Below are 22,146 nucleotides of genomic sequence, written 5' to 3' on the forward strand. Positions count from 1 at the left end.
AGATAGTTATGTAAAAGCAAACTACTGCACTCCGAAGCAGCACCGAGCTGGCAGATAGTTATGTAAAAGCAAACTACTGTGCTCCGCATGGATGTAGACTCAAAAGTAGACACGCTGTAACAGCGACCAATACATGTCATGGGTGATATCCGTCAGCATTTTGATGAGGAGTTCAAACGTCAAACCGTAAAGCACATGCTAGAAACAGGTAAGACTCCGTCTGAGGTTTCAAAAGAGTTAGATGTCCCCGTCAGCAGCTTGAGGCGCAGAACCGTGAACAGCAAGAGGAGCTTGAGATCCTAAAAAAGGCAATGCATTTCTTCACCAAAGATCGAAGTTGATATAGCAAGTTCAGCATCATTTCGCCTTCAAGCGACGTTGCGCGAAGACGGCTGGGTGTACCGTGGCTCGCCTTATGAAATAGAAAGGCCGGAAGACGCCATTCCGCGCGTCCCCGGCCTTCCATTCTTTCTATCTATCAGATGCCGTCAATCCACTTACTCACCTTGTCGGCGTTATTTTCCACCCATTTCCTGGAGGCCTCTTCTTCGCTCATGCCTCCGTTGATGTCTACCATAACGGCTTCCATGTCGGCGGGCGTCCATTCAAACTGGTCCAGAAACTTATAGGCCTCCGGTTGATCGTCCTTCAAGCCGAGTCTGACCAGCGTGTGGATCTGCTCGTCGCCCCCGTATACGCCCTTGGGATCATCCAAATATTTCAGATCCATCTTGGCAAACATCCAGTGAGGCGTCCAGCCCGTGACAATAATCGGCTCTTCCTTCGCATAGGCATCCTGCAGCACCTTGGCCATCGCGGCGGAGGAGCTCTCCAGCAGCTTCCAATCCTTCAGCTCGTATTGCTCGATGACCTTGGCGGTGGCCGTCATAATTCCCGCTCCCGGCTCGATACCGGTGATCGTATAGTTGACCGATTGGCCGACATCGCCCTTCAAGTCTTCAATAGAGGAAATGTCCATATAAGTCGGAACAGCCAGACCGACCTTCGTTCCATCGAGATTCATGCCGAGATCCTCGAATTTGTCCTTGTTCGGCTCGTAATAGTTTTCTCCGTGCGTGCTGGGCAGCCAGGCCGCCACCATGGCATCGGCGCTGCCGTCAGAGATTCCGAGGTACATCGGCCCCGCATCGACCTGAAGCATGTTGACCTTGTAGCCCAGCTTGCTCTCCAGCACCTCTCTCACGACGTTCGTGCTCGCAATCTCGGAATCCCATGCTACATAGGCGAGCGTGATGGTTTTATTTTTCGCCGGAGAACCGGAGCCTTTGCTCTCATTGTCTCCCTTAGAGCATCCCGCAAGCACGAATGCAAAGACCATTACGGTAGTCAGCAACAGATTTACGCTTTTTTTCAAACTCATCACTCATCCTTTTCGTTTTTTGGTCACCAGATTTTGTGTGATCCGGTCCAGTATGATCGCCAGTACGACGACAGCCAGGCCCGCTTCGAAGCCGACTCCGGTCTTCGTCTGCGTAACCGCCCGGTATACGTCCACCCCGACGCCCTGCGCTCCGATCATCGACGCTACGACAACCATGGACAGCGCCAGCATAATCGTCTGGTTGATGCCTGCCATAATGGTCGGCACGGCTATGGGTAGCTGCAGCTTCAGCAGCTTCTGCATCGGAGTCGAGCCGAAGGCGTCCGCCGCCTCGACCAGATCGCCGGGAACCTGGCGAATGCCGAGATTCGTCAAGCGGATGGTCGGCGGAATGCTGAATATCACGGACGCCACAACGCCGGGCACGACGCCAAGCGAGAAGAAAGACACCGCCGGCAGCAAATATACGAACGCCGGCATCGTCTGCATGAAATCGAGCACGGGCGTCACAATCTTCTGCACCTTCTCGTTTCGAGCGCATCCGATTCCTATAGGAACCCCAAGCAGGATAGAGATCAACGACGCCGTCAGCACCAGAGCGAGCGTCTCCATCGTGTTCTCCCAGTAGCCAAGGTTGTAGACGAGGAACAACCCGAGAAGCGTGAACAAGGCCACTCTAGCTTTCGCTATCCAATAGGCCAGCACCGTAAACAGCGCAATCAGCACAAGCGGGGGCAACGCGTTAAAGCCGTCGGCCAAGCCGTTCACAATCGAACCGATGAACACCTTAATGCCTCCGAAGACAGGTCCCGCGTTCGATTCGAGCCAGGCCTCTCCGGCTTCGACCCATTTCCCGATAGGGATTTTTGGAAGGTCCAGATTCATGGCGCTTCACCCGCTTCCGGCCCGCTGCCCGGATTGCCGTCGCTGCCGCCATGGCTGCCACCGCTTAATGCGGACAACACGGCCCCGCGGATAATGATGCCCAGCAGCCGCTGACGCTCGTCCACGACCGCAACCGGGATTTTGGCCGAGCTGACCGTATCGAACAGCTCCCCGAGAAGCACCTCGGGAGGGACGGTTGTCATGTCCCTAATGAGGATGTCCTCCAGTGTCCGCCCGGATCTCGCCGCTTCTGCAGAGGCTTCGGCCGTTACAACGCCGATCAGCTTCCGGCTCTTGTCCACGACATACAGATTGGAGATGCCGCGATCCCTCATAAGCTGCAACGCGACCCGCGGTCCGCGATCCATCGCAATCGTCTCGGCGCGAATCATGACGTTAGCGGCTGTCAGCACCTTCGACAGGTCGACATCCTCCACGAAGCGCTCCACGTAAGCGTTCGCGGGATGGGTCAGGATTTCCTCGGGCGTGCCGATCTGAACGACGGCTCCATCCTTCATCAGCGCGATCCGGTCGCCGATCCGCAGCGCTTCGTCCAAGTCGTGAGTAATGAATATAATCGTCTTCTTCATCGTCGATTGAAGCTCCAGCAGCTCATCCTGCATATCCTTGCGGATCAGCGGGTCCAGCGCGCTGAACGCTTCGTCCATCAGCAGAATATCGGGATCGTTGGCCAGGCCGCGGGCGAGGCCGACACGCTGCTGCATCCCTCCGCTTAGCTCCTCCGGACGTTTGTCCTCCCAGCCGGCCAGGCCGACCAGAGCAAGCGTATCCTGCGCTTTCTTGCGCCGGATCTCTCTGGATTCGCCTTGAATCTCCAAGCCGTATTCCACGTTCTCCAGCACCGTTCTATGCGGGAACAAGGCGAATTTCTGAAATACCATGCTGATCGTCTTGCGTCTCACCTGGCGGAGCTCCTCGGCGTTCAGCTGCACGATATCTCTTCCGTTGATCAGCACCTTCCCCGAGGTCGGCTCAATCAATCGGTTGAGCAGCCGTACGAGCGTCGACTTCCCGCTGCCCGACAAGCCCATGATGACGAAGATTTCTCCCTGCTCGATGGAGAAGCTGACGCGGTTGACCCCGACGGTGAGCTTGGCTTCCTTGGCGATCCGCTCCTTGGACCAGCCCTCCTCCAGAAGGCGATAGGCCCGTTTCGGATCGTTGCCGAATACTTTCGTTAACGACTGTACTTCGATAATCGCCATCTAACTCCCCCTTCTTTCCATTCTCATCTTTCTCATCTAGCGGCTTTTACAAGTGTAGACCTCTCCCGTCGGGAGGGTCAAAACGGATATCGCTCCGTATAGTACGTACAGTTTTAACTTTACATACTTTTTTTACTGTATGCTCCGTTTTACTCAAACTTCCTCCCGAAGCGCTATCTTTACTTACGGGCTACTCTTTTTTACAATAGGAGACAATGGTTCGCGACAGTTCAATGAGCGGTAATTAAGGAGTGTACAGCATGGCGCCTATCGAGGGCTTAACAGAAGAACAGATCAGGGTAATCGAGAAATCGCGCCGACGCGTCGTCGATTCCATCGGCAACAATATGGATCTGTACGGCGTCACGACGTCGATCGGGCATCTGTACGGCATGATGTATTTTCACGGCGGTCCCGTCACGCTCGACGAAATGGGAGAAGAGATGGGGCTTAGCAAGACTAGCATCAGTACAGGGATGCGCACTCTGGTAGATTTGAAGATGATCAGCAAGATATGGGGCAAAGGCTCAAGGAAAGACTTGTACGAGGTGGAAGAGGACTGGCATCAGAATTTCGTCGATTATTTCTCCATCAAGTGGCGCAAGTCGCTGGAGATGAACATGACGGCCTTGAATAAATCGTTAAAGGAGCTGCGTGCGCTTCGCGACGAGAACCCCGATAACGAGCAGCTGACCGCTCAGATCGAGCTCGATATGGCGAAGATGACGCACGCCCAGCAATACTATAAGTGGCTCGACCGTTTTATCGATGCGCTGGAGTCCGGGGACATTTTCGATTGGGTACCTAGAGAGGACAGCTAAGCGTCCGACAGAATTAACCGTCCGGGGGTTCCCGCAGGCGGTGTTTGCTCGAATGAACCTGTGGCGGCCTAGTCCGCTTCCATGTGATCAAAAAAACCCGTTTAGCGAATTTCCGCTAAACGGGTTTTCGAATTAGGAATTGTAGATCTGAACAACCGGATTCGTCTGCTCGCGATTGCGTCCCACAGAGAAGATCGCGATCGGAATGCCTGTCAGTTCCGTAATCCGTTGGATAAAACGCTGCGTAGTCTGCGGCAGATCGGAGATTTGCTTCGCACCGGAAATATCCTCGCTCCAGCCCGGAAGCTCCTCGTAGACCGCTTCGCACTCCTCCAGCAGCTTAAGGTTAGCCGGATAGTGCTCCATCAGCTCTCCTCGGAACTTGTAAGCCGTACAAATCTTGACGGTCTCAAGTCCAGTCAGAACGTCGAGGGAGTTCAGAGACAGCCCTGTAATCCCGCTTACGCGGCGCGCATGGCGGACAACGACAGAGTCGAACCAGCCCACGCGGCGAGGACGGCCGGTAACCGTGCCGTATTCATGCCCCTTGTCGCGAATCCATTGGCCGATCTCGTTATCCAGCTCGGTCGGGAATGGGCCGTCGCCCACGCGCGTTGTATAGGCTTTGGCTACGCCGATGACTTGCTGGATTTTCGAAGGGCCTACGCCCGAACCGATGCACACGCCGCCGGCCGACGGGTTCGAGCTTGTGACGTACGGGTATGTGCCTTGGTCGATGTCCAGCATGACGCCTTGCGCGCCTTCGAACAGAACCTTTTTCCCTGAATCGATCGCGTCGTTCAGCACGACGGAAGTATCCGTTACGTAAGCACGCAGCTTCTCGGCGAGAGCCAGATAATCCTTGATGATGCTCTCCGGATCAAGCGCCTCTCCGTTGTACATCTGCGTAATGACTTGATTTTTGTCCGCGATAATGGCGCGTGCCTTCTCCTCGAACGCTTCCGGCACCATCAGATCGGCGATGCGAATCCCGTTGCGTGCCGCTTTATCCATATAACAAGGACCGATGCCTTTGCGCGTCGTACCGATCTTGTTGTCCGCTTTGCGATCTTCCTCCAAAGCGTCCAGCACAAGATGATAAGGCATGATGACATGAGCGCGGTCGCTGATTTTCAGATTATCGGTTGAAAATCCGTTGTCGTGGATGTACTGGATTTCTTCCACCAGAGCTCCCGGATTAATGACCATTCCGTTGCCGATGACGCATAGTTTATCTTGATTGAATATGCCAGAAGGAACCATCGTTAACTTGTACTTTTTGTTATCGATTAGGATAGTATGCCCGGCGTTATTTCCGCCTTGATAACGAGCAACGACATCAGCTTTTTCCGCCAGAAAATCGGTGATTTTCCCTTTGCCTTCGTCTCCCCATTGCGTACCTACAACAACGACTGTTGACAATGCGATCCCTCCATCCGAATGCGCTTACTACGCATATCGGCATGATAGTGCCGCCCGATATCGCGCAGGTGCGATCAGGCAGCAAGAATAGTTTATCAACTGTATTCCAGGAAGTCAACGGAAAAACGAACGATGCCGCGACCACCTATATTAATGTTCGGAATTTGGTTGAATAGTTACCGATTTAAGCGCTCCCCGCATAGGCTTCCGCGTGAGAACGGTCAAGACTGACGAACTTATTAAAGTTTTTCAAGAAGACCAGCTCTACTGTGCCCACCGGGCCGTTCCGCTGCTTCGCGATTATGATCTCGATAATATTTTTCTTCTCGGATTCTTTGTCGTAGTAGTCGTCGCGATACAGAAACGCAACGATATCGGCATCCTGCTCGATGGAGCCCGATTCCCGCAAGTCGGACATCATCGGGCGCTTGTCCTGCCGCTGCTCGACCCCCCGCGACAGCTGGGACAGCGCAATGACCGGAACCTCCAGCTCACGCGCGATCTGCTTAAGCGTACGGGAAATTTCCGAGACCTCCTGCTGCCGGTTCTCCCCGGCTTTGCCGCGGCCTTGAATCAATTGAAGGTAGTCGATCAAGATCATGCCGAGCCCCTTCTCTTTCTTCAACCGGCGGCACTTGGCGCGAATATCGGACACGGTGATGCCCGGCGTATCGTCGATATAGATCTGCGCTTCCGACAGCGAGCCGATGGCCATGGACAGCTTCTCCCAGTCGTCGCCTTCCAGATGCCCCGTTCTCATGCGCTGGGCGTCCACGTTCGACTCCGCGCAAATAATCCGTTGGACAAGCTGGGCGGCGGACATCTCCAGACTGAAAATGGCGACCGTCTCGGAAGCGCGAACCGCTACGTTCTGGGCAATGTTCAGCGCGAAGGCGGTTTTCCCTACGGATGGGCGCGCCGCCACGATAATCAGATCGTTCGGCTGGAAGCCCGAAGTCATCCGATCCAGATCGACGAAGCCCGAGGGGATGCCCGTAACGCCGCCGCGGTTGTTGAACAGAAACTCGACGCGCTCGAACACCTCCATGAGCACGTCCCGGATGCTGATGAACCCGGTGGAGGTTCGGCGGCTGGCGATTTCCATAATCCGCGCCTCGGCATCGTTAAGCAATACGCCGACGTCCTCTTCCGTCGCGTAACCGTTGGAGACGATCTGAGTGGCCGTACGGATCAGACGACGAAGGATGGCCTTCTCCTCGACAATCGTCGCGTAGTATTCCACGTTCGCCGCCGTCGGAACCGCATGCGCCAGCTTCGTAAGGTAGATGATTCCCCCGACCTCTTCCATCTGTCCGAGATCTTGAAGCCGAGCCGTTAGCGTGACGAGATCGATGGGCTCGTTGTCATCGTTCAACGCCGTCATCGCATCGAAGATCCGCTGATGCGAGACGCTGTAGAAGTCCTCCGACTTGAGGCGCTCCATCGCCGCAACGAGAGCCTCTACTTCCAGCAAAATCGCACCGAGCACAGCCTGCTCGGCTTCCAGATTCTGCGGCGGAATGCGATCATACATCAGCTGCTGATCTCCGTTTCCGTTCATCGCTTATTCCTCCAAGACTTGTACGCTTAGCGTGCCCTTTACGTCCGGATATAATTTTACGGCTACCTTCGTAACGCCAAGCACGCGAATCGGATCGTCCAGCTCGATCTTGCGCTTGTCGACCACGATGCCCTGCTGCTCCAATGCTTCCGCGATCTGCTTGCTCGTAATCGCACCGAACAGCCGACCGCCTTCGCCGGCTTTCGCCTTGATGACAATCTTCAACTCGTTAAGCCGCGCAGCGAGCTCCTGAGCTTCCTTCTTCTCGTTATCCTTCTTCTTCTGCACGGAGGCCGCTTGCTGATTCAACGTCTTCTTCGCGCCCTCGGTAGCGAGCTGAACTACGCCCTTCGGCAGCAGAAAATTACGGGCATACCCTTCGGATACCTCTTTGATCTCGCCCTTCTTCCCTTGACCCTTCACGTCCTGCAAGAAAATTACTTTCATTCGAATAACCCCTCTTCCTTCTCAAGATCTTGTAATACAAGCTTCAGCCTTGCGGCCGCTTCGGCTATCGTGCCTTGCATCTGGGCGGCGGCATTGGTGAAATGTCCCCCGCCGCCCAGTCTTTCCATTACGATCTGGACGTTGATCTGCCCCAGGGAACGCGCGCTTATGCCCACAAGGCCGTCCTGCCTCATGCCCAGTACGAATGAGGCTTTGATTCCCGTCATATTCAGCAGCGTATCCGCTGCCTGCGCGATCAGCAGCTGCGGCAGCTGCTTGCCGTTATCCGCCGCCGCGATGGCGATGCAATCGCGGTACGTCTCCGCGTGGCGGATAATTTCCGCCTTGCGGATGTACTCCTCCAGGTCCTCTTTCAGCATCCGCTGAATGAGCACGGAGTCCGCGCCATTGCGCCGCAAGAACGAGGCCGCTTCGAACGTGCGTGAGCCCGTGCGGAAGGCGAAGTTTTTTGTGTCGACGGTGATGCCCGCCAGCAGAGCGGTCGCTTCGCGCACGTCCAGCACGACCCGTTCGTGGATATATTGCAGCAGCTCCGTCACCAGCTCGCAGGTGGAAGACGCGTAAGGCTCCATATACACGAGAACGGCCTCGTCGATGAATTCCTCGCTACGGCGATGGTGATCGACGATGACGATTCGTTCCGTCCCTTGAAGCAGGCGGGGCTCGGCGACCATCGTCGCCTTATGGGTATCCACGACGACGGCAAGCGACCGCTTGCCCATCAAGCCCATCGCTTGCTCCGGCGTGACGAAGCGCTTCATCAGCTTCTCGTCTTCCTTCAGCATATCCATCATCCGCTGGATGGCGGGGTTAACGCCCTCAAGCACAATATAAGCTTCCTTGCCGTAGATCTGCGCGGCCTTCAGAACGCCGATTGCCGCTCCGATGGCATCCATGTCCGGCATTTTGTGACCCATGATCACCAGGTTGTCGCTTTCCTTCATCAGGTCGCGAAGCGCGTGGGCGATCACCCTTGCGCGCACCCGCGTGCGCTTCTCCACCGCGTTGCTCTTGCCGCCGTAGAAGCTTTGACGCTGCCCGAACTTGACGACGGCCTGATCCCCGCCTCGCCCGAGCGCAATGTCCAAGCTGCCTTGCACAAGATGGCCCAGCTCCACGGCGCTGTCCGAGCCGGATGCGAATCCGATGCTCAGCGTCATCGGCAGCTTCTGTTCAATCGTAATCTCTCGCACGTCATCCAGCAGCTCGAAGCGCGATTGCTCCAGATTTTTCAGCGTGCCCTGATTCGTAATGACCATATAGCGATCCGAGGACAATCGGCGCAGAAGCAGGCCGTATTTCAATGCCCATTCGTTGATCTCTCCGGTTACCTTGGACAGCATTAACGCGCGCTGCTGCTCATCCATCCCCTGCGCAACCTCTTCGAGGTTATCCATCATGACGATGCCCAGGGCCAGCTTCTCTTCCTCGTAACGCTTCTTGAGCGTCCAGCGCTCGGTAATATCGACCACATAGAGCACGCGTTCATTCACGCGAAGCTGCAGATCGTAGACCCGTCCGCCGATCGTAATCTCATGGCCCGGTTCCTTGTCCTTGCCGGAAGGCTGAAGAACCGGAAAATGCGCGAACAACGACTCCCCGACAATCGAAGCTTTGCTTATAACCGTTCCGATGTAGGCGTTGTGCCATTGGATTTCCTTATTTTCATCAAAGATTACGATGCCGAAGGGCAGTTGACCGATAACGTCGTTTCCAACGCTCTTGATCCGGTAGGACAATGTTAATACGTAGTCGTCCAGGTCCCGGCGAAAGGCTTTCTCCGCCAGAATGCCATATACGGCGATTCCCCCGCCCAGCACCAGACCAAGCAAGCCCAGCAGCCACTGGTACCAAGCCAGCGCTACCGTCAGCATAAAGATCAACACCAGCGCCCATACGATATGCATGCCGTGCCATCGCTGCACGAGAAACTTGGGCATTTCCGCTTCTCTCCCGTCTAATTGGCGTTATTCGTGGGCTCTATGGAGAGCCCCTGCAGAAAACCGCCTTATTTCACGAAGTATTTACGCAGCGGGAAGGCCGCGTCCAACAACCCGATAAGAAAAGTCCAGGGTAGCATCAGAAGAGGAATGCATAGCAGCAGCGGGGCGATCTTCGGCCAATCCTTGTTGTCTGCCAGGAAGAACAGAAATCCGATTGCCTGGATCGTAAATGCGATCTGCAGAACCGGAACAAGATTATATATGGCTATCCACCAATAGCCGCCTTGATCCTTGGACATCGCAGAGACGGCAAGCATTGCGATAAAAAAGTACAGCAACAGGCTTCTCGGCACTCTCCACGTCTTCGCTTCCGGAAGCGCCGGCGCTTCGATGTCGACCGTTCGCAAGGCCAGTCTGGAGAGCCCGTGGCCCGTTGCGGCGATCACGAAGGCCATTGTGAGCACTACCGTCGGAAGGTACAGGACTATGGCATCAATCAAGTTTTTAAAAGCCTCGACTACCCAGCCGGACTCGACAAGCTTGGCGTTTTCCAGGCTTTGCGTAACCACCGCCACCAGCTCGGCCTTCACATCAATGTCGATCATAATCGAGAAGAAGACAAGTCCCAACAGCATTTGCGCCAGCAAAATCACGAATCCGGCGGTCAGCGCCGCCCTCGCCGAGCTGCCTTTCTTGTACAGGTGCCCCATACCTATTGCCGGAACGAGGTAGATCAAACCCAGCGCCGCAACCATCGGCCCCAGCACTCCGGTCAGCAGGTAAGCTATAATTCCGACAGGAACCAAATGCAAGACGAAGGACTTAATATCCAGCATCGTGAACAGTACGATAAAAGGAACCATTAATAAAAATAAACTAAATACACTAAAAGGCGTCGCCAGCAAAAGCAGCAGTACGACCGCCGCCGCACTCCATGCCAGCGATTTCCAACTGATGTTCAACCGATTCACCTCTTGCGGATGTGTTCGGACAGCTCGGAGAGATCCTGATAATGCTCCTCCAACTGATGCCCTTCTTGTTTAAGCCTATTTAGCTTGTCCGCGATGGCATTATCTACTTCCCGGTAGGGTATGCCAAGCCTTCGGCCCAGAATATAAGAGCTCGCGATTAATCCTGCCAATCCGTCCACTACGCGCGCCGTACTGCCATCCCAGATGGCTTTGAACAAGCGGGACATTTGATCGACGACTTCGGTTTTGAGCCACTCGATCATTCTCGTCCGAGTCGCCACATCCAAGTCACGTTCCATCGCTATTCCTCCCACGCTTCGTCTCTTCTTAGATGCGGAAGCCCAGAAAGTTGCAAATCTCATTATAGCACAAAATCAACACTGTACGGCACCCGTTTGTCGCTGGGCCATTCCGTCCGCACAGGTTTTTCTTCCTCCGCCGCAAACGGCGCTTGAACTAAAAACCCGCTTGCGGCAAGCGCAAACGGGTTCCTTATCTCTTCATCGCCGCTGGCTCTCAAGCTTCTGTCAGCTTGAATGCAGCGCCGTCCTTCGTCAGCTTCCAGCCTTGCGCCTTAAGCGCGGACACGGGCACATAGCTGCGATCTCCGACGGAAAGCAGCTTCACGCGCGTTCCGTCCGCCCAGACCAGCTCATAGCCCCGCTCCAGAATCAGCTCGCCGACCTGCGGTGCGGGCACATCGACCGAGGCGGCTTCCGAGCTTTCGGCCGCTGTCGCCACCCGCTTCGTCTTGTCCCATTCCACCGCGTAGCCGTGGCTCTTCAGCGCTTCCAGATCCACGTAGTTGGCGCTGCGATATTCCAACAGCGTAAGCTCCGATTGTCCCCAGGCCAGCGCCGGCCCCCCCGCCTTCACGCGCAGGAATTCGCTCTTGATCGGCTGTCCCGCGTGAATATCCTTGTGAATGCCCTGCTCGTCCAGGGCCACTTGTCCGTTCACAAGCACATACTTGATCCCTGCGGATACAATCTCAGGCTTCGCCACGGTGGATTTATCGCTGATCGTGTCGTAGTCGAACACGACAATATCCGCATCCATTCCTTTGGCGATCCGTCCCTTCTTCTGCAGGGCGGGCGCTTGCTTCTCCAGGCGCTGCGCGGGCATCAGCGACATCTTCGCAATCGCGTCGGACAGCGAGATGACCTCCTGCTCCCGAACGTAGAGACCCACCGTTCTGGCGAAAGTTCCCGAGGCCCGCGGATGGTTGTTGAAGCCCGGCTCCAAAATGGCGTCGCTGCCGATCATGACGAACGGCGCCTTCAGCGAATCGATAACGTCCTGCTTCGGAATCGCATAGGCTACGGCAAGCTTGCCTTCCTTCTGATATTTGCGGAAGGTCTCGGCCGTCAGCCGCTCGTCGGTTCCCGCGATCTGAAGATCCTTATAAGTAATCCTGAACCGCTCCTGCCAGCCCTCGTCGAATCTGGCGGAGTTCAAATACGTGCCCCAGTAGTCGTAAGGATAGATGCAGGATGTAATATCCAGCCCTTCTTCGATCGCATCGGACACCATTTGCAGCGATTGCAGCATAGAGAAGGTGCCGCCGGTGCTGTTGATGTGATCGATATGTACCGCCGCCCCGGAAGCGCGGGCGTAGCCGAGCAGCTCGTTGATCGCATCAATGTTCGTTCCCGGCTCCTCCATGTCGGAGTATCTCGCATGGAAGTAGACCGGCACATTGTACTTCTTCGCCAGCTTCATGAGCGGCAATATCTCTTTGTCGTTTACTCCAGGGACGTATTCCAGACTGAACGAGATTCCCAGCACGCCGTTGTTCAGCGCCTTCTCCGCTTGATCCACCAACGTCTGCGTCTGTTCCGGCTTGGCCGTGTCGTAGCGGCTCAGCTTGAACTGGTTGCGCGCCTGGGTGTAGAAGAACGAGGCCCCGAAATGTACAGGAGTCCTGTTGCGCTCGTAATAGGGGTACCATTTCTCCGGGCTGGCCGTGCCTCCATGCATGGCGATATTCGTCGTCACGCCATCGGCAATCTTGTTCCACACGCCGACAGGATTAGGATCGTATGAAAGGTTGTCGATAAAGCCCGGGGCTACGACAAGTCCCTTCGCCTCGATCGTCCGCTTGCCCTTAAGGGGCTGATCGGTTACGAGCGCGATCTTGCCGTCCTGCACCGCAACATTCAATCCTTCCCGGTCCAGCTTGGTCTCGGGATTAATGACACGGCCATTGGCGATGACGATGTCGTACGTCCTGTCCAGCTCCGCGGAGGTCGCCTGATCAATCTCCGCCGAGGCATTCTCGGCGGACGCCTGCGGGGAAGTCGACGAACCGTCGGAAGCCGTTCCTTTAGCCGTGCTCGTATTGCCGCTACTCGTGCCGGGGGAGGATAACGGGCCGTCTCCGCCTCCCGAGAACAGGGATGAGGCCGCCCATGCGCCGCCCGCAACGGCCAACACTGCGATCAGAATCAATAAAGGATACTTGGTACGATTGCGTCGATTGCTCCGGCTGTAAGTCATTGTCCCTCCAAAAGGTGTCCAATATTTTCCTATGCTTCCCTTTTCAAGCCTTTTTCATTCTGAACGGGCGGGAGAAGCAGCTTCTCGCAATAATCGATAATATCGCTCCGGCGTACAATGCCGATGAACCGGTTCATATCATCCACAACCGGGACGAAATTTTGCGTTTTGGCGAGCGAGATTAAATCCTCCATATTCGCGTCGATGCGAACCGGCAGATTGTTCATCCTAAGCGGAACGTCGCTTAGCGAGACCCGATGGAGCTGATCGAAGCTCAGGTCGGGGTTCGCCTTCAGATACCACAGCAGATCCCCTTCGGTAACGGTGGACTTATATTCTCCGGTCTCGCCGATTACGGGAACTGCCGTATAACGATGTCGCTCCATGCGCTCCAGCGTCTGGCGAAGCGTCGCGTCCTCGCTGACGCATACGACCTCCTGCTTGGGCAGTAGAAAAAATGCAATATTCATACGTTCCTCCTCCGTGGCGACGAAGACCCTGCAAATGCTTGCTTTAACAACCCCATTATATCACGCCTTGCCGACGATTCACCATCGGGGAAAGGCGCTATTTGTCCATTTATAGCGAACGATCGGGGGAGGCGCCCCCCTCATCTGTATCCTTGCTCTTCCCGGGAACGGTCAATTGGGCGACCGCCGTATTGGGGTCCATCCAAACCGCAATCGTAGAGCGCACCGCGGCCAAATCTTCCTCATCGCTCACGAAGTACCATAGATTTTGCTTGCCCATTCGCTGGCCTTCGCCTTTAAGCGTATAGCTTTGAATCTCATGGCCTGTCTGAAGAAACTTTTTGGCTAGCTCGCTCATCGTCGAAGGCGGAAGATCCGTCAGAAAGTTGTCCCCGACGATATCCAGCACATCGGGAATCTTGTTCCATTGCTGCATGGAGGATGCCTTGGAGATCAGCTCCTCCATAAACACCCGGTTGCGTTCCGTACGGGACATGTCCCCTCCCGCATCCTCACGGTAACGGACGTAATTGAGCGCCTCTACGCCGGTGTAGCTGTCCTTGTTCGCCTTGACGGTGAACTTCTCATGGTTGGGGTCCTTGTTCACGATATCCTTGCCGATCGGCAAATGAATGCCTCCAAGGGTGTCCACGACTTTCACGAATCCTTGGAAATTAATAGAGGCATAGTGATCGATCTTCGCATCCAGCAGCTTCTCTACGCTGTTGACTGCCATCTCCGGGCCTCCGAACGCGTAGGCATGGGTGATTTTGTCCATCTTATCCTTACCCACGATGTCGGTATACGTATCGCGCGGAATCGAAACCATCAGCACGTTGCCGTCCTGCGGGCGCACCACCGCGTAGATCAAAGTATCGGAACGGCCCCGCTCCCGTGCTCTTGCGTCCACGCCCATCAACAGTACGCTGAACGGCTCCTCCACTTGTGGCGGCTCCGAAGCGACAGGTCTGTCGGTCAACGGCTGATAGGAATTGGCAAAGCTTGCCTCTACTTTATCCGCCAGAAAAATATCGTAGCCCCATGCGGAGATCGCGCCCCTGTTCGCGTATCCAACGCCCGCCAGGACAATCAGCGCAACAACCGTGGGAATGAGTATCTTTTGCCAACGACGCAGCTTGTTCATATAAACCTCTCTCCTTTTTCTGTCCTCATGGCCTATGTGTTCTCTCTCTACCAGGACCTAGACCCCTAATATACGATTCACAAGCATTGATTGTTACATTTAAACCTTAATATTTCATTAAACAAACCTGATAATTCCCACACCCCCAACATGTGCCAATGCAAGGCAAGCACGGTCTGATTAGGGAAAACCTCGACCAAAGTAGGGGAAGCTCCTCATCCCGAGGCCGTTCTGCTTCATCTCTCTTCCCCGTTATACTGCTAACATCGAGGAAACACAGGAGGATGAAAGCAAATGAAAGAAGCCGTGCTGCAGCTCCGCAACGTCACTAAGAGCATCGGCAAGCGCACGATTGTCAACGATCTCTCATTCGATATTCCCGCTGGCGAGGTCTTCGGATTTCTCGGACCTAACGGCGCCGGAAAAACGACGACCATTCGTATGATCGTCGGCTTGATCTCCATGACGAAGGGCGAAGTTCTAGTCAAAGGCATTTCCGTCCGCAAGCATTTCGAGCACGCCATGACGCACATCGGCGCTATCGTTGAAAATCCGGAGATGTATAAGTTCCTGACGGGCTATCAGAATCTTGTTCATTTTGCCCGCCGCCATTCCAATGTCACGAAGCAACGGATCGACGAGGTTGTCCAGCTGCTTGGTCTGCAGAATCGGATTCACGAGAAGGTCAAGCGTTACTCTCTAGGTATGAGACAGAGACTTGGCGTGGCGCAAGCTATTCTTCACAAGCCGTCCGTGCTCATCCTAGACGAGCCGACCAATGGACTGGACCCTGCGGGCATTCGCGAATTGCGCGACTATCTGCGCAGACTGACCCAGGAGGAGGGATTGTCCGTTATCGTATCCTCCCATCTACTGTCGGAGATGGAGCTGATGTGCGATCGCGTGGCCATCATCCAAGGGGGCAAGCTGATCGACGTCCGCTCCTTGCAGGAAGCCAAGAGCGAGCTGCAATCCAAGATTGTGATCGAAGTTAACGACACCGACTCGGCATTCCAGCTTCTGTCCGGCGCTTTCGACGGTCAGAAGGCGAGCCTCTCGGGAAATCGTATTGAAATCATAGCGGACAGAAGTCTTATTCCGAATATTGCCCGTTTGCTGGTGAAGGCGGAAATCGATATCTACGGCATTCACGCCACGCAGAAATCGCTTGAGGATCAGTTCTTGGAAATGACCGGAGGTGAGATGATTGTCTAGCATGGGGAACTTGCTTCGCAACGAGAACATGAAAATCTACCGGAGACCGCGTACGTGGCTCATGATCGGCTTTCTCGTAATCGTGCTGGGGCTGATGAGCGGCTTGATGAAGTGGGACGAGAGCCGCACATCCAAAGGCGACTGGGAACAAAACCTTAGGCAGCAGAACAGCCATTTCCAGACGGAAATCGCCAATAATCAAGACCTGGACTCGGACACCAAGGAGTACTTTACGAATGAAATCAAGTTCAATGAATATTACTTGGAGAACCAAATCAATCCCCACGAGCTGACCTTATGGGATTACGTGAACAGTTCGGCTTCGCTGGTTATGCTGATTACGATTCTGACCGTCATCGTCGCCGCCGACATGATCGCGGCTGAATTCACTTGGGGAACGATCAAGCTCCTGCTGGTCGGTCCGGCCTCGCGGACAAAGATCATGGCGAGCAAATACGTGGCGACGATGGGCTTCGCCCTGCTCTTGCTCATTATGGCCTTCGTGCTCGCCTTCGTCGCAGGCGGGATCCTGGGGGGCTTCGGTGGAATCAGCCAGCCTCATCTGGCCATTGGCTCCGACGGACTCGTGCACGAAAGCTCCATGATCCTGGATTCACTTCAGAAGTACGGTTATGCCATCGTCTCCATGCTGATGTACGTCACACTCGCCTTCATGATTTCCGCAGCGTTCCGCAGTTCTACAATGGCTATCGCTTTCTCGCTGTTGTTTATGCTCGTCGGCAATTCGCTGACCATGATCTTCAGCAGCTACAGTTGGGTGAAGTACCTGCTGTTCGCCAACATCGATCTCGCCCGGTACTTGCCGGGCGGCGAGCCGATTCGACCCGAGATGACCCTCGGCTTCTCGATCGGAGTGCTCGTTGCTTACTATGTCCTGTTCCAGTTCATCTCGTGGCTTCTGTTCACCAAGCGAGACGTGGCGACTTAATCCAATCCTGTATTCAGACAATCAGGTCGACCGGCTCATTAGGACAAGTGAAATAACAAAACCTAGTTGCCAAGGATCGCTGACTGAGCCGATGTCCGATCTGGCAAACGAAGTTCAAGGACAAAAAGAAGACGGCTCGATCATCCGTAAAGGGGATCGAGCCGTCTTCTTGTGTATTCTTCTTCCCTACGTCTATTGCCGCAGCTTCTGACCGGGAATAGTCAGCCTGCTCACTTGCCGATCAGTTCAACTTCGCCGCTGAGGTAGCGGTGCGCTTCAAAGGTTTGCGAAGCGGAGCGGATAGCGCCGGCGGCCCAATAGGACGCAGGCACATCGGACCAGCTCGGGCCACCGTCCGGCAGGGGCGGACGACCGAGCACGCGATTCAACAGTACGATCGCTTCGGCGCGCGTCACGCTCTGGTCGGGACGGAAGCTGCCATCCGCAAAGCCGGTAATCCAGCCCTCTCGTTCGGCGGCGGCAATCGATGAGGCAGCCCAATGGGATGCCGCATCCGGGAACCGGGAAAGGCCGGATGCCTGTGCTTCGCGCCATCTTACAAGCACTACGGCGAGCTCGGCGCGGGTCAGCGAATCGTTCGGGCTGAACCGCCCGTCAGACTTGCCGCCCATCCAACCCGCGGCGGATACCCGCTCGACTGCCTCGGCTGCCCAATGCGCTTGCGGCACATCCCGGAATGCCGTCGCTCTGTCGCCAACTGTGCGGGTATCGTTGTCCGCCGGTGTCAGCTTGGCTAGCAGGGCAGCAAGCTCCGCTCTCGTTACCGGCCGCTGAGGACCGAAGCTGCCTGCGGCATAGCCGCTGACGTAAGGCGCGAACAAAGCCTCGACCGGCTCGGCTTCTAGCACCGAGGCTCGCCCGGAAGCGCCGGAGCGCACCGCGATGCCGGTCGGGCGACCTTTCGAGTCATAACGAATCGTACCGGGTACGATCGAACTCGTGCCGTCGCCGTTCTCCAGGAAGACGGCCAGCTTGCGCAGGGCGGCTGAATCGAGCCCGTCCGGTAAAGGCAGCACTAGCCGAACGGCTTCGGCTCCCGCCGCATCCCCGGGATTTGCTGTTATTTCAACAGGAACGCTCACGAGCCGTGCTTGGTGCTCGCCCGCACCGGCTTTGCGGGCCCGGCTCAGCGTCTGTTCGGCATCCTTGGATTGCTGCAGAGCCTTCAACTGTACGATCAACTTGCTGTCCGCTGGAATCGAAACCCCTGTCGGCAATTCATAAGCGACTGCACCTATGTCCAGCGTCAACCGGATGTTGGACGCCGACAGCTGGCTCAGCGCCTTCGTCGACATCTGAAGCCTGACGGCCTCGGCGAGCGGATCGGCCTCGCCGCTCCACCCGATACGCAGCTCGTTCACTCCGCTTTGCTGCGCGAGAGCCGTAATCGCCGCGGCATCCTCCAGTTTCAATTCTTTCGTCAGCCGTCCATCCGGGCTGCGGCTGAAGGTTTCGATCAACGCCGCCTTCGTCGGCTTGCCGTTCAACCATACGGTGAATGCCGTGGACGACAAGTCGGATGCTCCGCCAATCGGCGATCCAGATGCTCCTCCGGAAGATGGCGGGCTTTGGCGAGTTGCCTGGATCGTATAGATCTTCTGCACGGAAGGAAGCTGTGCAGACACGACAATCCGAATCGTGTTGACTCCGAATGTCAGGGGAATCGAAGCCGATTCTCCACTTACAAGTTGGTTGCCGTTCACCGTGATCGAGGCATCCGCATCGGCCGCCGAAGCTTCCAGCGTAATCGCGCTTACCTGTTGACCAACATTAAGCGCATATTGCAGCCGCTCGGGATCGAAAGCGGAGGAGAACGTGAGCTCTTCCTCTCCGTTTCGCGCGAAAAGCGAGGAAAGCTCGGCATTCGTACGCCGGAGATTGTCGATCTCAATCGTCTTGCGCGCTTCGTTGCCGGCGGCATCGCGAACGTAGACGGTATACGTTCCGTTGGCCTGCGCATCGAAATGCTTGATTGATGTAATATTCTCGCTCGGACCTGCGGGAAAATAACTTAGCGCCTGATCTCCCACTGTCCAAAGGATAGTCGAAATGGCATTTCCGCCTCCTAGCGCCGCCGCTTGGACGGACACGGTCACCTTGCCGCCTGTCGGCTCAGTCGTCTCTGGACTCAGGCTCAGCGTCGGCACATCCCGGAATATGTTCGCCATCGTTGCCTGCCGGATGGTCTTGTTGCCTGCATGGTCAGTGGCGATTACCGTATACGTCCCATTGGTTTCGGCAGTGAACTTGCCATCGACAACCTCGCTAGAAGTCCACGGGGAGTCCGGATTGAACGCCTCCGCCGACCAGCGGACGCTCTCTAGGCCACTGCCGGAGTCTGCCGCATTCACGGCAATGGTCACGTTGTCGTTCGTCGGGGCAGTCGTGCTTGGCGTCAGTGCTAACGTCGGCGCTTCGCGGTCAATATTGGATAGATCGATGAACGAGACCGCCTCATTGCCAGCGGTATCCCGCGCATACACCGAATAGCGTCCGTTCTCATTCGCCTTGAACTCTTGCTCCGCAAGCGCGTCGTGACCGCCTCCAGCCGTAAAGAAAGCAGCCTCCCGCTCTCCGCTCGCCCAGCGAAGCGCGACTAGCGGATTGCCATCGTCCTCCCCTTCGGGATGAGCTTCAATGCCGACCGTTACCGGCCTGTTCGTCAACGAGACCGGAAACGGAGTTAACGCGACCGATAGCACTTGTCGGAATAGATTGGATACCGTGATGCTCCGCAAAGCTGTATTGCCGGCCGAATCTTCAACATACGCGGTATAGGTCCCGTTGGCGGCAACGGAAAAACTCCCGGTAAACGAAGTGCCATTGCCTGCTTTGAAGTAAGCGGCATTCCTCGTGCCTTCCGCCCAGAGCAGCTTGCTAATCGCGACATTGTCGGCCGCCGTCGCTGCGACCACGACGTCCGAATTCGTCGGCGCGGTCGTGCTTGGCGCCAGCGCTAGTGTCGGCGCTTCGCGGTCAATGTTCGCAATGTCCACTGTCGCTATCGTTTCGTTGCCCGCATAGTCGGAGGCGATCACCGTATACGTCCCGTTGACTTCCACGGTGAATTCGTCGTCGACAACCTCGCTCGATGTCCATGGGGAGTCCGGGTCGAATGCCTCCGCCGACCAGTGGACGCTTTCTAGGCCGCTGCCGGAATCCGCCGCATTCACGGCAACGGTTACACTTTCGTTCGTTGGCGCAATCGTGCTTGGCGTCAGCGCTAACGTCGGCGCCTCGCGGTCGATATTGGAAATGTCGATGGTTGAGACCGCTTCGTTGCCTATTGCATCCCGCGCATACACCGAATAACGATCGTTTTCGTCCGTCTCAAACTCTTGCGCCGTAAGCGCATCGTGACCGCCTCCGGCCGCAAAGAAGGCGGCGGCATACTCCCCCTTGGCCCATCGGAGCGCGACCAGCGAATTGCCGACATCCTCTCTTACGGGACGTGCCTCAATGCCGACCGTCACCGTCCCGTTCGTGAGGGAAGCGGGGGAAGGCGTCAACGCAATCGACGGCGCCTGACGCAGCAGGTTCGATACCGTGATGCTCTCCAGCACTGCATTTCCGGCCGTATCCTCTGCGTAGACGGTGTAGGTTCCGTTCCCGCTCACCGAAAACGCATCGGAGAAAGACGTACCGTTTCCGGATTTGAAGTAAGCGGCGTTCCTCACGCCTTCTGCCCAGAGTAGCTTGCTGATCGCGACATTGTCGGCCGCCGTCGCCGTTACCGCGACATCCGCGTTCGTCAGCTCGGTCGTGCTCGGCGTCAGCGCTAGCGTCGGCGCTTCGCGATCGATGTTGGACACTGTCACCGGCAGCAGAGCTACATGGCCGATGCGATCGCGCGCATACAAGGTGTAGGTTCCGTTCCCGCTCACCGTAAAGCTATCCGTCACGACGGTGCCTCCCGTCGCAAAGTAGGCGGCATCTCGCGAGCCTTCCGCCCATTTCGTCTGCTCCACTCCGCTTCCCGCATCGGATGCCGTAATCTGCACGGTCACGTCCTGGTTCGTCGCTCCGGCCGGCGATAGCGTATAGGAGAGCGAGGGAGCCGCTTTGTCATGGATCAACGATGTCCCGTCCGTCGTCGCCGTAAGAATCGGCCCCGGCGCCCCTTCCGCGGAATAGAATTCCGCAGATACGGGAATCGGGCCCTCCTCGACATTGTAATTGAATAGATAGAGACCTCCTTGCCACATCGTACCGCCGGTCCCTTCGGAGAACAGGGTGCGGTCTGCCATTCTCAAGATGGGTTCCATGATGGGACGATCGGTTACAAGCGTGATCGTTAACGAATCGCCCACCTTGGCATAATGCGGATCCCCGCTGTCCGACGAGATCGAGAACGAAACGACAGACGGGAGCGGACGGCTTAAAGTGTAGGACGTAAACTGAACATTGCTAATTCTCACCCACTCCGTGTCGAAAGAAACGAGCGTCGCCCACAAAGCGTTCGTCGGAATTTCGGTCGCGGACGTCGTGTTCAGCACATCGGTTCCGTTGACCGAGTAATGAAAGACCGGATTCTTAATGGATTGACCTGCGACACCATCGATTTCGAAAGAAGAGATCGTAGCCCATGCGGCTGTTGGCGGAATACTCATCCGATCAGACGTTTGCCGGATTTTGCCGTTATGGCTATAAGTATAGATTTCTTCGGTGCTGTTGCGTAGCCAGCTATCCTCATAGAAATTAGAGGGCGTTGCCCATGCGGCTCCCGCCGGGGGGAGACCAAAGGTTTCATGAACGGTGCCGTTTGCGCTGTATACATAGTGAGTCGCTCGTCCGTTATAAGATTGGTTAAACACCATGTTGAAGGTTGTCATCAACTGACCTTGGAATGCAGCCGCACTGGCTGTTCGAAGGGTACCGGCTGTTGTCAGAGCGCCAAGCAGCGGCAGCAGCAATGCAACGGCTGCCAGCAAGGATGGGATACTGCGTTTTTTCATAGATTTATTCCTTTCATCTGTAATGCGTGTGTATTCAATGCCGTTAGCTTAAAGCGCGCACCAAAAAAAGACCATACTCCATTGGAGGTATTCCTGCGTATGACGTCGCAGACTCCCGAAAATACTTATATGTAGGTAGACAACAAGGGTTGCCGCAATGGGGCATATATAAAAAGCTCTAGGGGATTTCTTTCGAGGTAATGACGAAGGGGAATGTTGAGGGGAGCAACGGAAAGGCTTCGGAACAGACCATT

At 55.8% G+C, this 22,146-nt stretch carries 17 protein-coding genes; 4 read left to right on the forward strand and 13 right to left on the reverse strand.

Annotation, left to right across the window (positions count from 1 at the left end):
• Window positions 1-138 precede the first annotated feature (138 nt).
• On the forward strand, window positions 139-303 hold the full coding sequence (locus ACFO1S_RS01130; RefSeq protein ID WP_204605716.1) for a transposase: 165 nt from the start codon (window positions 139-141) through the stop codon (window positions 301-303).
• 175 nt (window positions 304-478) lie between these two features.
• Here the strand turns inward: ACFO1S_RS01130 and ACFO1S_RS01135 are convergent, their stop codons facing one another.
• The 3 genes from ACFO1S_RS01135 to ACFO1S_RS01145 are packed head-to-tail and all read right to left on the reverse strand — an operon-like array spanning window position 479 to window position 3,453.
• Window positions 479-1,381: a glycine betaine ABC transporter substrate-binding protein gene (locus ACFO1S_RS01135; protein WP_204605715.1), complete on the reverse strand. Its 903-nt coding sequence runs from the start codon at window positions 1,379-1,381 to the stop codon at window positions 479-481.
• 3 nt (window positions 1,382-1,384) lie between these two features.
• Window positions 1,385-2,221, reverse strand: coding sequence for an ABC transporter permease (locus ACFO1S_RS01140; RefSeq protein WP_378126086.1), 837 nt, complete (start codon window positions 2,219-2,221; stop codon window positions 1,385-1,387).
• A gap of 2 nt (window positions 2,222-2,223) precedes the next feature.
• The gene (locus ACFO1S_RS01145) at window positions 2,224-3,453 is read right to left on the reverse strand and encodes a quaternary amine ABC transporter ATP-binding protein (RefSeq protein ID WP_204605713.1); all 1,230 of its coding nucleotides are present in this window, start codon (window positions 3,451-3,453) and stop codon (window positions 2,224-2,226) included.
• 260 nt (window positions 3,454-3,713) lie between these two features.
• Here ACFO1S_RS01145 and ACFO1S_RS01150 point away from each other — a divergent pair, with 260 nt between their 5' ends.
• The gene (locus tag ACFO1S_RS01150) at window positions 3,714-4,274 is read left to right on the forward strand and encodes a GbsR/MarR family transcriptional regulator (RefSeq protein ID WP_204605712.1); all 561 of its coding nucleotides are present in this window, start codon (window positions 3,714-3,716) and stop codon (window positions 4,272-4,274) included.
• A 132-nt stretch (window positions 4,275-4,406) separates the two neighbouring features.
• Here the strand turns inward: ACFO1S_RS01150 and ACFO1S_RS01155 are convergent, their stop codons facing one another.
• The 9 genes from ACFO1S_RS01155 to ACFO1S_RS01195 form a co-directional block, all read right to left on the reverse strand.
• Complete coding sequence (locus tag ACFO1S_RS01155) at window positions 4,407-5,696, reverse strand: adenylosuccinate synthase (RefSeq protein ID WP_204605711.1); 1,290 nt, start codon at window positions 5,694-5,696, stop codon at window positions 4,407-4,409.
• A gap of 184 nt (window positions 5,697-5,880) precedes the next feature.
• Entirely contained in the window at window positions 5,881-7,257 is a 1,377-nt protein-coding gene (gene dnaB / locus ACFO1S_RS01160; protein ID WP_204605710.1) for a replicative DNA helicase, read from the reverse strand.
• A gap of 3 nt (window positions 7,258-7,260) precedes the next feature.
• Entirely contained in the window at window positions 7,261-7,704 is a 444-nt protein-coding gene (gene rplI, locus ACFO1S_RS01165; RefSeq protein ID WP_204605709.1) for a 50S ribosomal protein L9, read from the reverse strand.
• Entirely contained in the window at window positions 7,701-9,665 is a 1,965-nt protein-coding gene (locus ACFO1S_RS01170) for a DHH family phosphoesterase (RefSeq protein WP_204605708.1), read from the reverse strand. The genes rplI and ACFO1S_RS01170 overlap by 4 nt, the downstream gene beginning before the upstream one ends.
• Before the next feature lie 68 nt (window positions 9,666-9,733).
• Window positions 9,734-10,630 carry a DUF2232 domain-containing protein gene (locus tag ACFO1S_RS01175; protein ID WP_204605707.1) on the reverse strand — a complete coding sequence of 299 codons (897 nt, stop codon included), beginning with the start codon at window positions 10,628-10,630 and terminating at the stop codon, window positions 9,734-9,736.
• A gap of 5 nt (window positions 10,631-10,635) precedes the next feature.
• The gene (locus tag ACFO1S_RS01180; protein ID WP_204605706.1) at window positions 10,636-10,938 is read right to left on the reverse strand and encodes a MazG-like family protein; all 303 of its coding nucleotides are present in this window, start codon (window positions 10,936-10,938) and stop codon (window positions 10,636-10,638) included.
• 217 nt (window positions 10,939-11,155) lie between these two features.
• A complete protein-coding gene (locus tag ACFO1S_RS01185; protein WP_204605705.1) occupies window positions 11,156-13,138 on the reverse strand; it encodes an amidohydrolase family protein in 1,983 nt (660 codons plus the stop codon).
• A 29-nt stretch (window positions 13,139-13,167) separates the two neighbouring features.
• The gene (locus ACFO1S_RS01190) at window positions 13,168-13,608 is read right to left on the reverse strand and encodes a CBS domain-containing protein (protein WP_204605704.1); all 441 of its coding nucleotides are present in this window, start codon (window positions 13,606-13,608) and stop codon (window positions 13,168-13,170) included.
• A gap of 109 nt (window positions 13,609-13,717) precedes the next feature.
• The gene (locus ACFO1S_RS01195; protein ID WP_204605703.1) at window positions 13,718-14,752 is read right to left on the reverse strand and encodes an LCP family protein; all 1,035 of its coding nucleotides are present in this window, start codon (window positions 14,750-14,752) and stop codon (window positions 13,718-13,720) included.
• A gap of 294 nt (window positions 14,753-15,046) precedes the next feature.
• On the opposite strand from ACFO1S_RS01195, the gene ACFO1S_RS01200 reads away from it, so the two are divergent.
• A complete protein-coding gene (locus tag ACFO1S_RS01200) occupies window positions 15,047-15,967 on the forward strand; it encodes an ABC transporter ATP-binding protein (RefSeq protein WP_204605702.1) in 921 nt (306 codons plus the stop codon).
• Window position 15,968: 1 nt separating this feature from the next.
• Window positions 15,969-16,916, forward strand: coding sequence for an ABC transporter permease (locus ACFO1S_RS01205; protein ID WP_378126087.1), 948 nt, complete (start codon window positions 15,969-15,971; stop codon window positions 16,914-16,916).
• 230 nt (window positions 16,917-17,146) lie between these two features.
• Here ACFO1S_RS01205 and ACFO1S_RS01210 read toward each other — a convergent pair whose 3' ends face one another.
• Window positions 17,147-21,892, reverse strand: coding sequence for an S-layer homology domain-containing protein (locus ACFO1S_RS01210; RefSeq protein WP_204605700.1), 4,746 nt, complete (start codon window positions 21,890-21,892; stop codon window positions 17,147-17,149).
• Window positions 21,893-22,146: the final 254 nt, after the last annotated feature.

Origin of the sequence: Cohnella boryungensis (assembly GCF_042651945.1) — a bacterium.
In the GTDB taxonomy this organism is placed as follows: Bacteria; Bacillota; Bacilli; order Paenibacillales; family Paenibacillaceae; genus Cohnella; species Cohnella boryungensis.

Excerpts from the sequence above, each read along its gene's own strand:
- ACFO1S_RS01210 (WP_204605700.1), bottom strand. The coding sequence starts at position 21,892 with ATGAAAAAACGCAGTATCCCATCCTTGCTGGCAGCCGTTGCATTGCTG.
- ACFO1S_RS01130 (WP_204605716.1), top strand. The coding sequence starts at position 139 with ATGGGTGATATCCGTCAGCATTTTGATGAGGAGTTCAAACGTCAAACC.
- dnaB (WP_204605710.1), bottom strand. The coding sequence starts at position 7,257 with ATGAACGGAAACGGAGATCAGCAGCTGATGTATGATCGCATTCCGCCG.
- ACFO1S_RS01200 (WP_204605702.1), top strand. The coding sequence starts at position 15,047 with ATGAAAGAAGCCGTGCTGCAGCTCCGCAACGTCACTAAGAGCATCGGC.
- ACFO1S_RS01150 (WP_204605712.1), top strand. The coding sequence starts at position 3,714 with ATGGCGCCTATCGAGGGCTTAACAGAAGAACAGATCAGGGTAATCGAG.
- ACFO1S_RS01190 (WP_204605704.1), bottom strand. The coding sequence starts at position 13,608 with ATGAATATTGCATTTTTTCTACTGCCCAAGCAGGAGGTCGTATGCGTC.
- rplI (WP_204605709.1), bottom strand. The coding sequence starts at position 7,704 with ATGAAAGTAATTTTCTTGCAGGACGTGAAGGGTCAAGGGAAGAAGGGC.
- ACFO1S_RS01180 (WP_204605706.1), bottom strand. The coding sequence starts at position 10,938 with ATGGAACGTGACTTGGATGTGGCGACTCGGACGAGAATGATCGAGTGG.
- ACFO1S_RS01205 (WP_378126087.1), top strand. The coding sequence starts at position 15,969 with ATGGGGAACTTGCTTCGCAACGAGAACATGAAAATCTACCGGAGACCG.
- ACFO1S_RS01170 (WP_204605708.1), bottom strand. The coding sequence starts at position 9,665 with ATGCCCAAGTTTCTCGTGCAGCGATGGCACGGCATGCATATCGTATGG.
- ACFO1S_RS01145 (WP_204605713.1), bottom strand. The coding sequence starts at position 3,453 with ATGGCGATTATCGAAGTACAGTCGTTAACGAAAGTATTCGGCAACGAT.
- ACFO1S_RS01185 (WP_204605705.1), bottom strand. The coding sequence starts at position 13,138 with ATGACTTACAGCCGGAGCAATCGACGCAATCGTACCAAGTATCCTTTA.
- ACFO1S_RS01135 (WP_204605715.1), bottom strand. The coding sequence starts at position 1,381 with ATGAGTTTGAAAAAAAGCGTAAATCTGTTGCTGACTACCGTAATGGTC.
- ACFO1S_RS01195 (WP_204605703.1), bottom strand. The coding sequence starts at position 14,752 with ATGAACAAGCTGCGTCGTTGGCAAAAGATACTCATTCCCACGGTTGTT.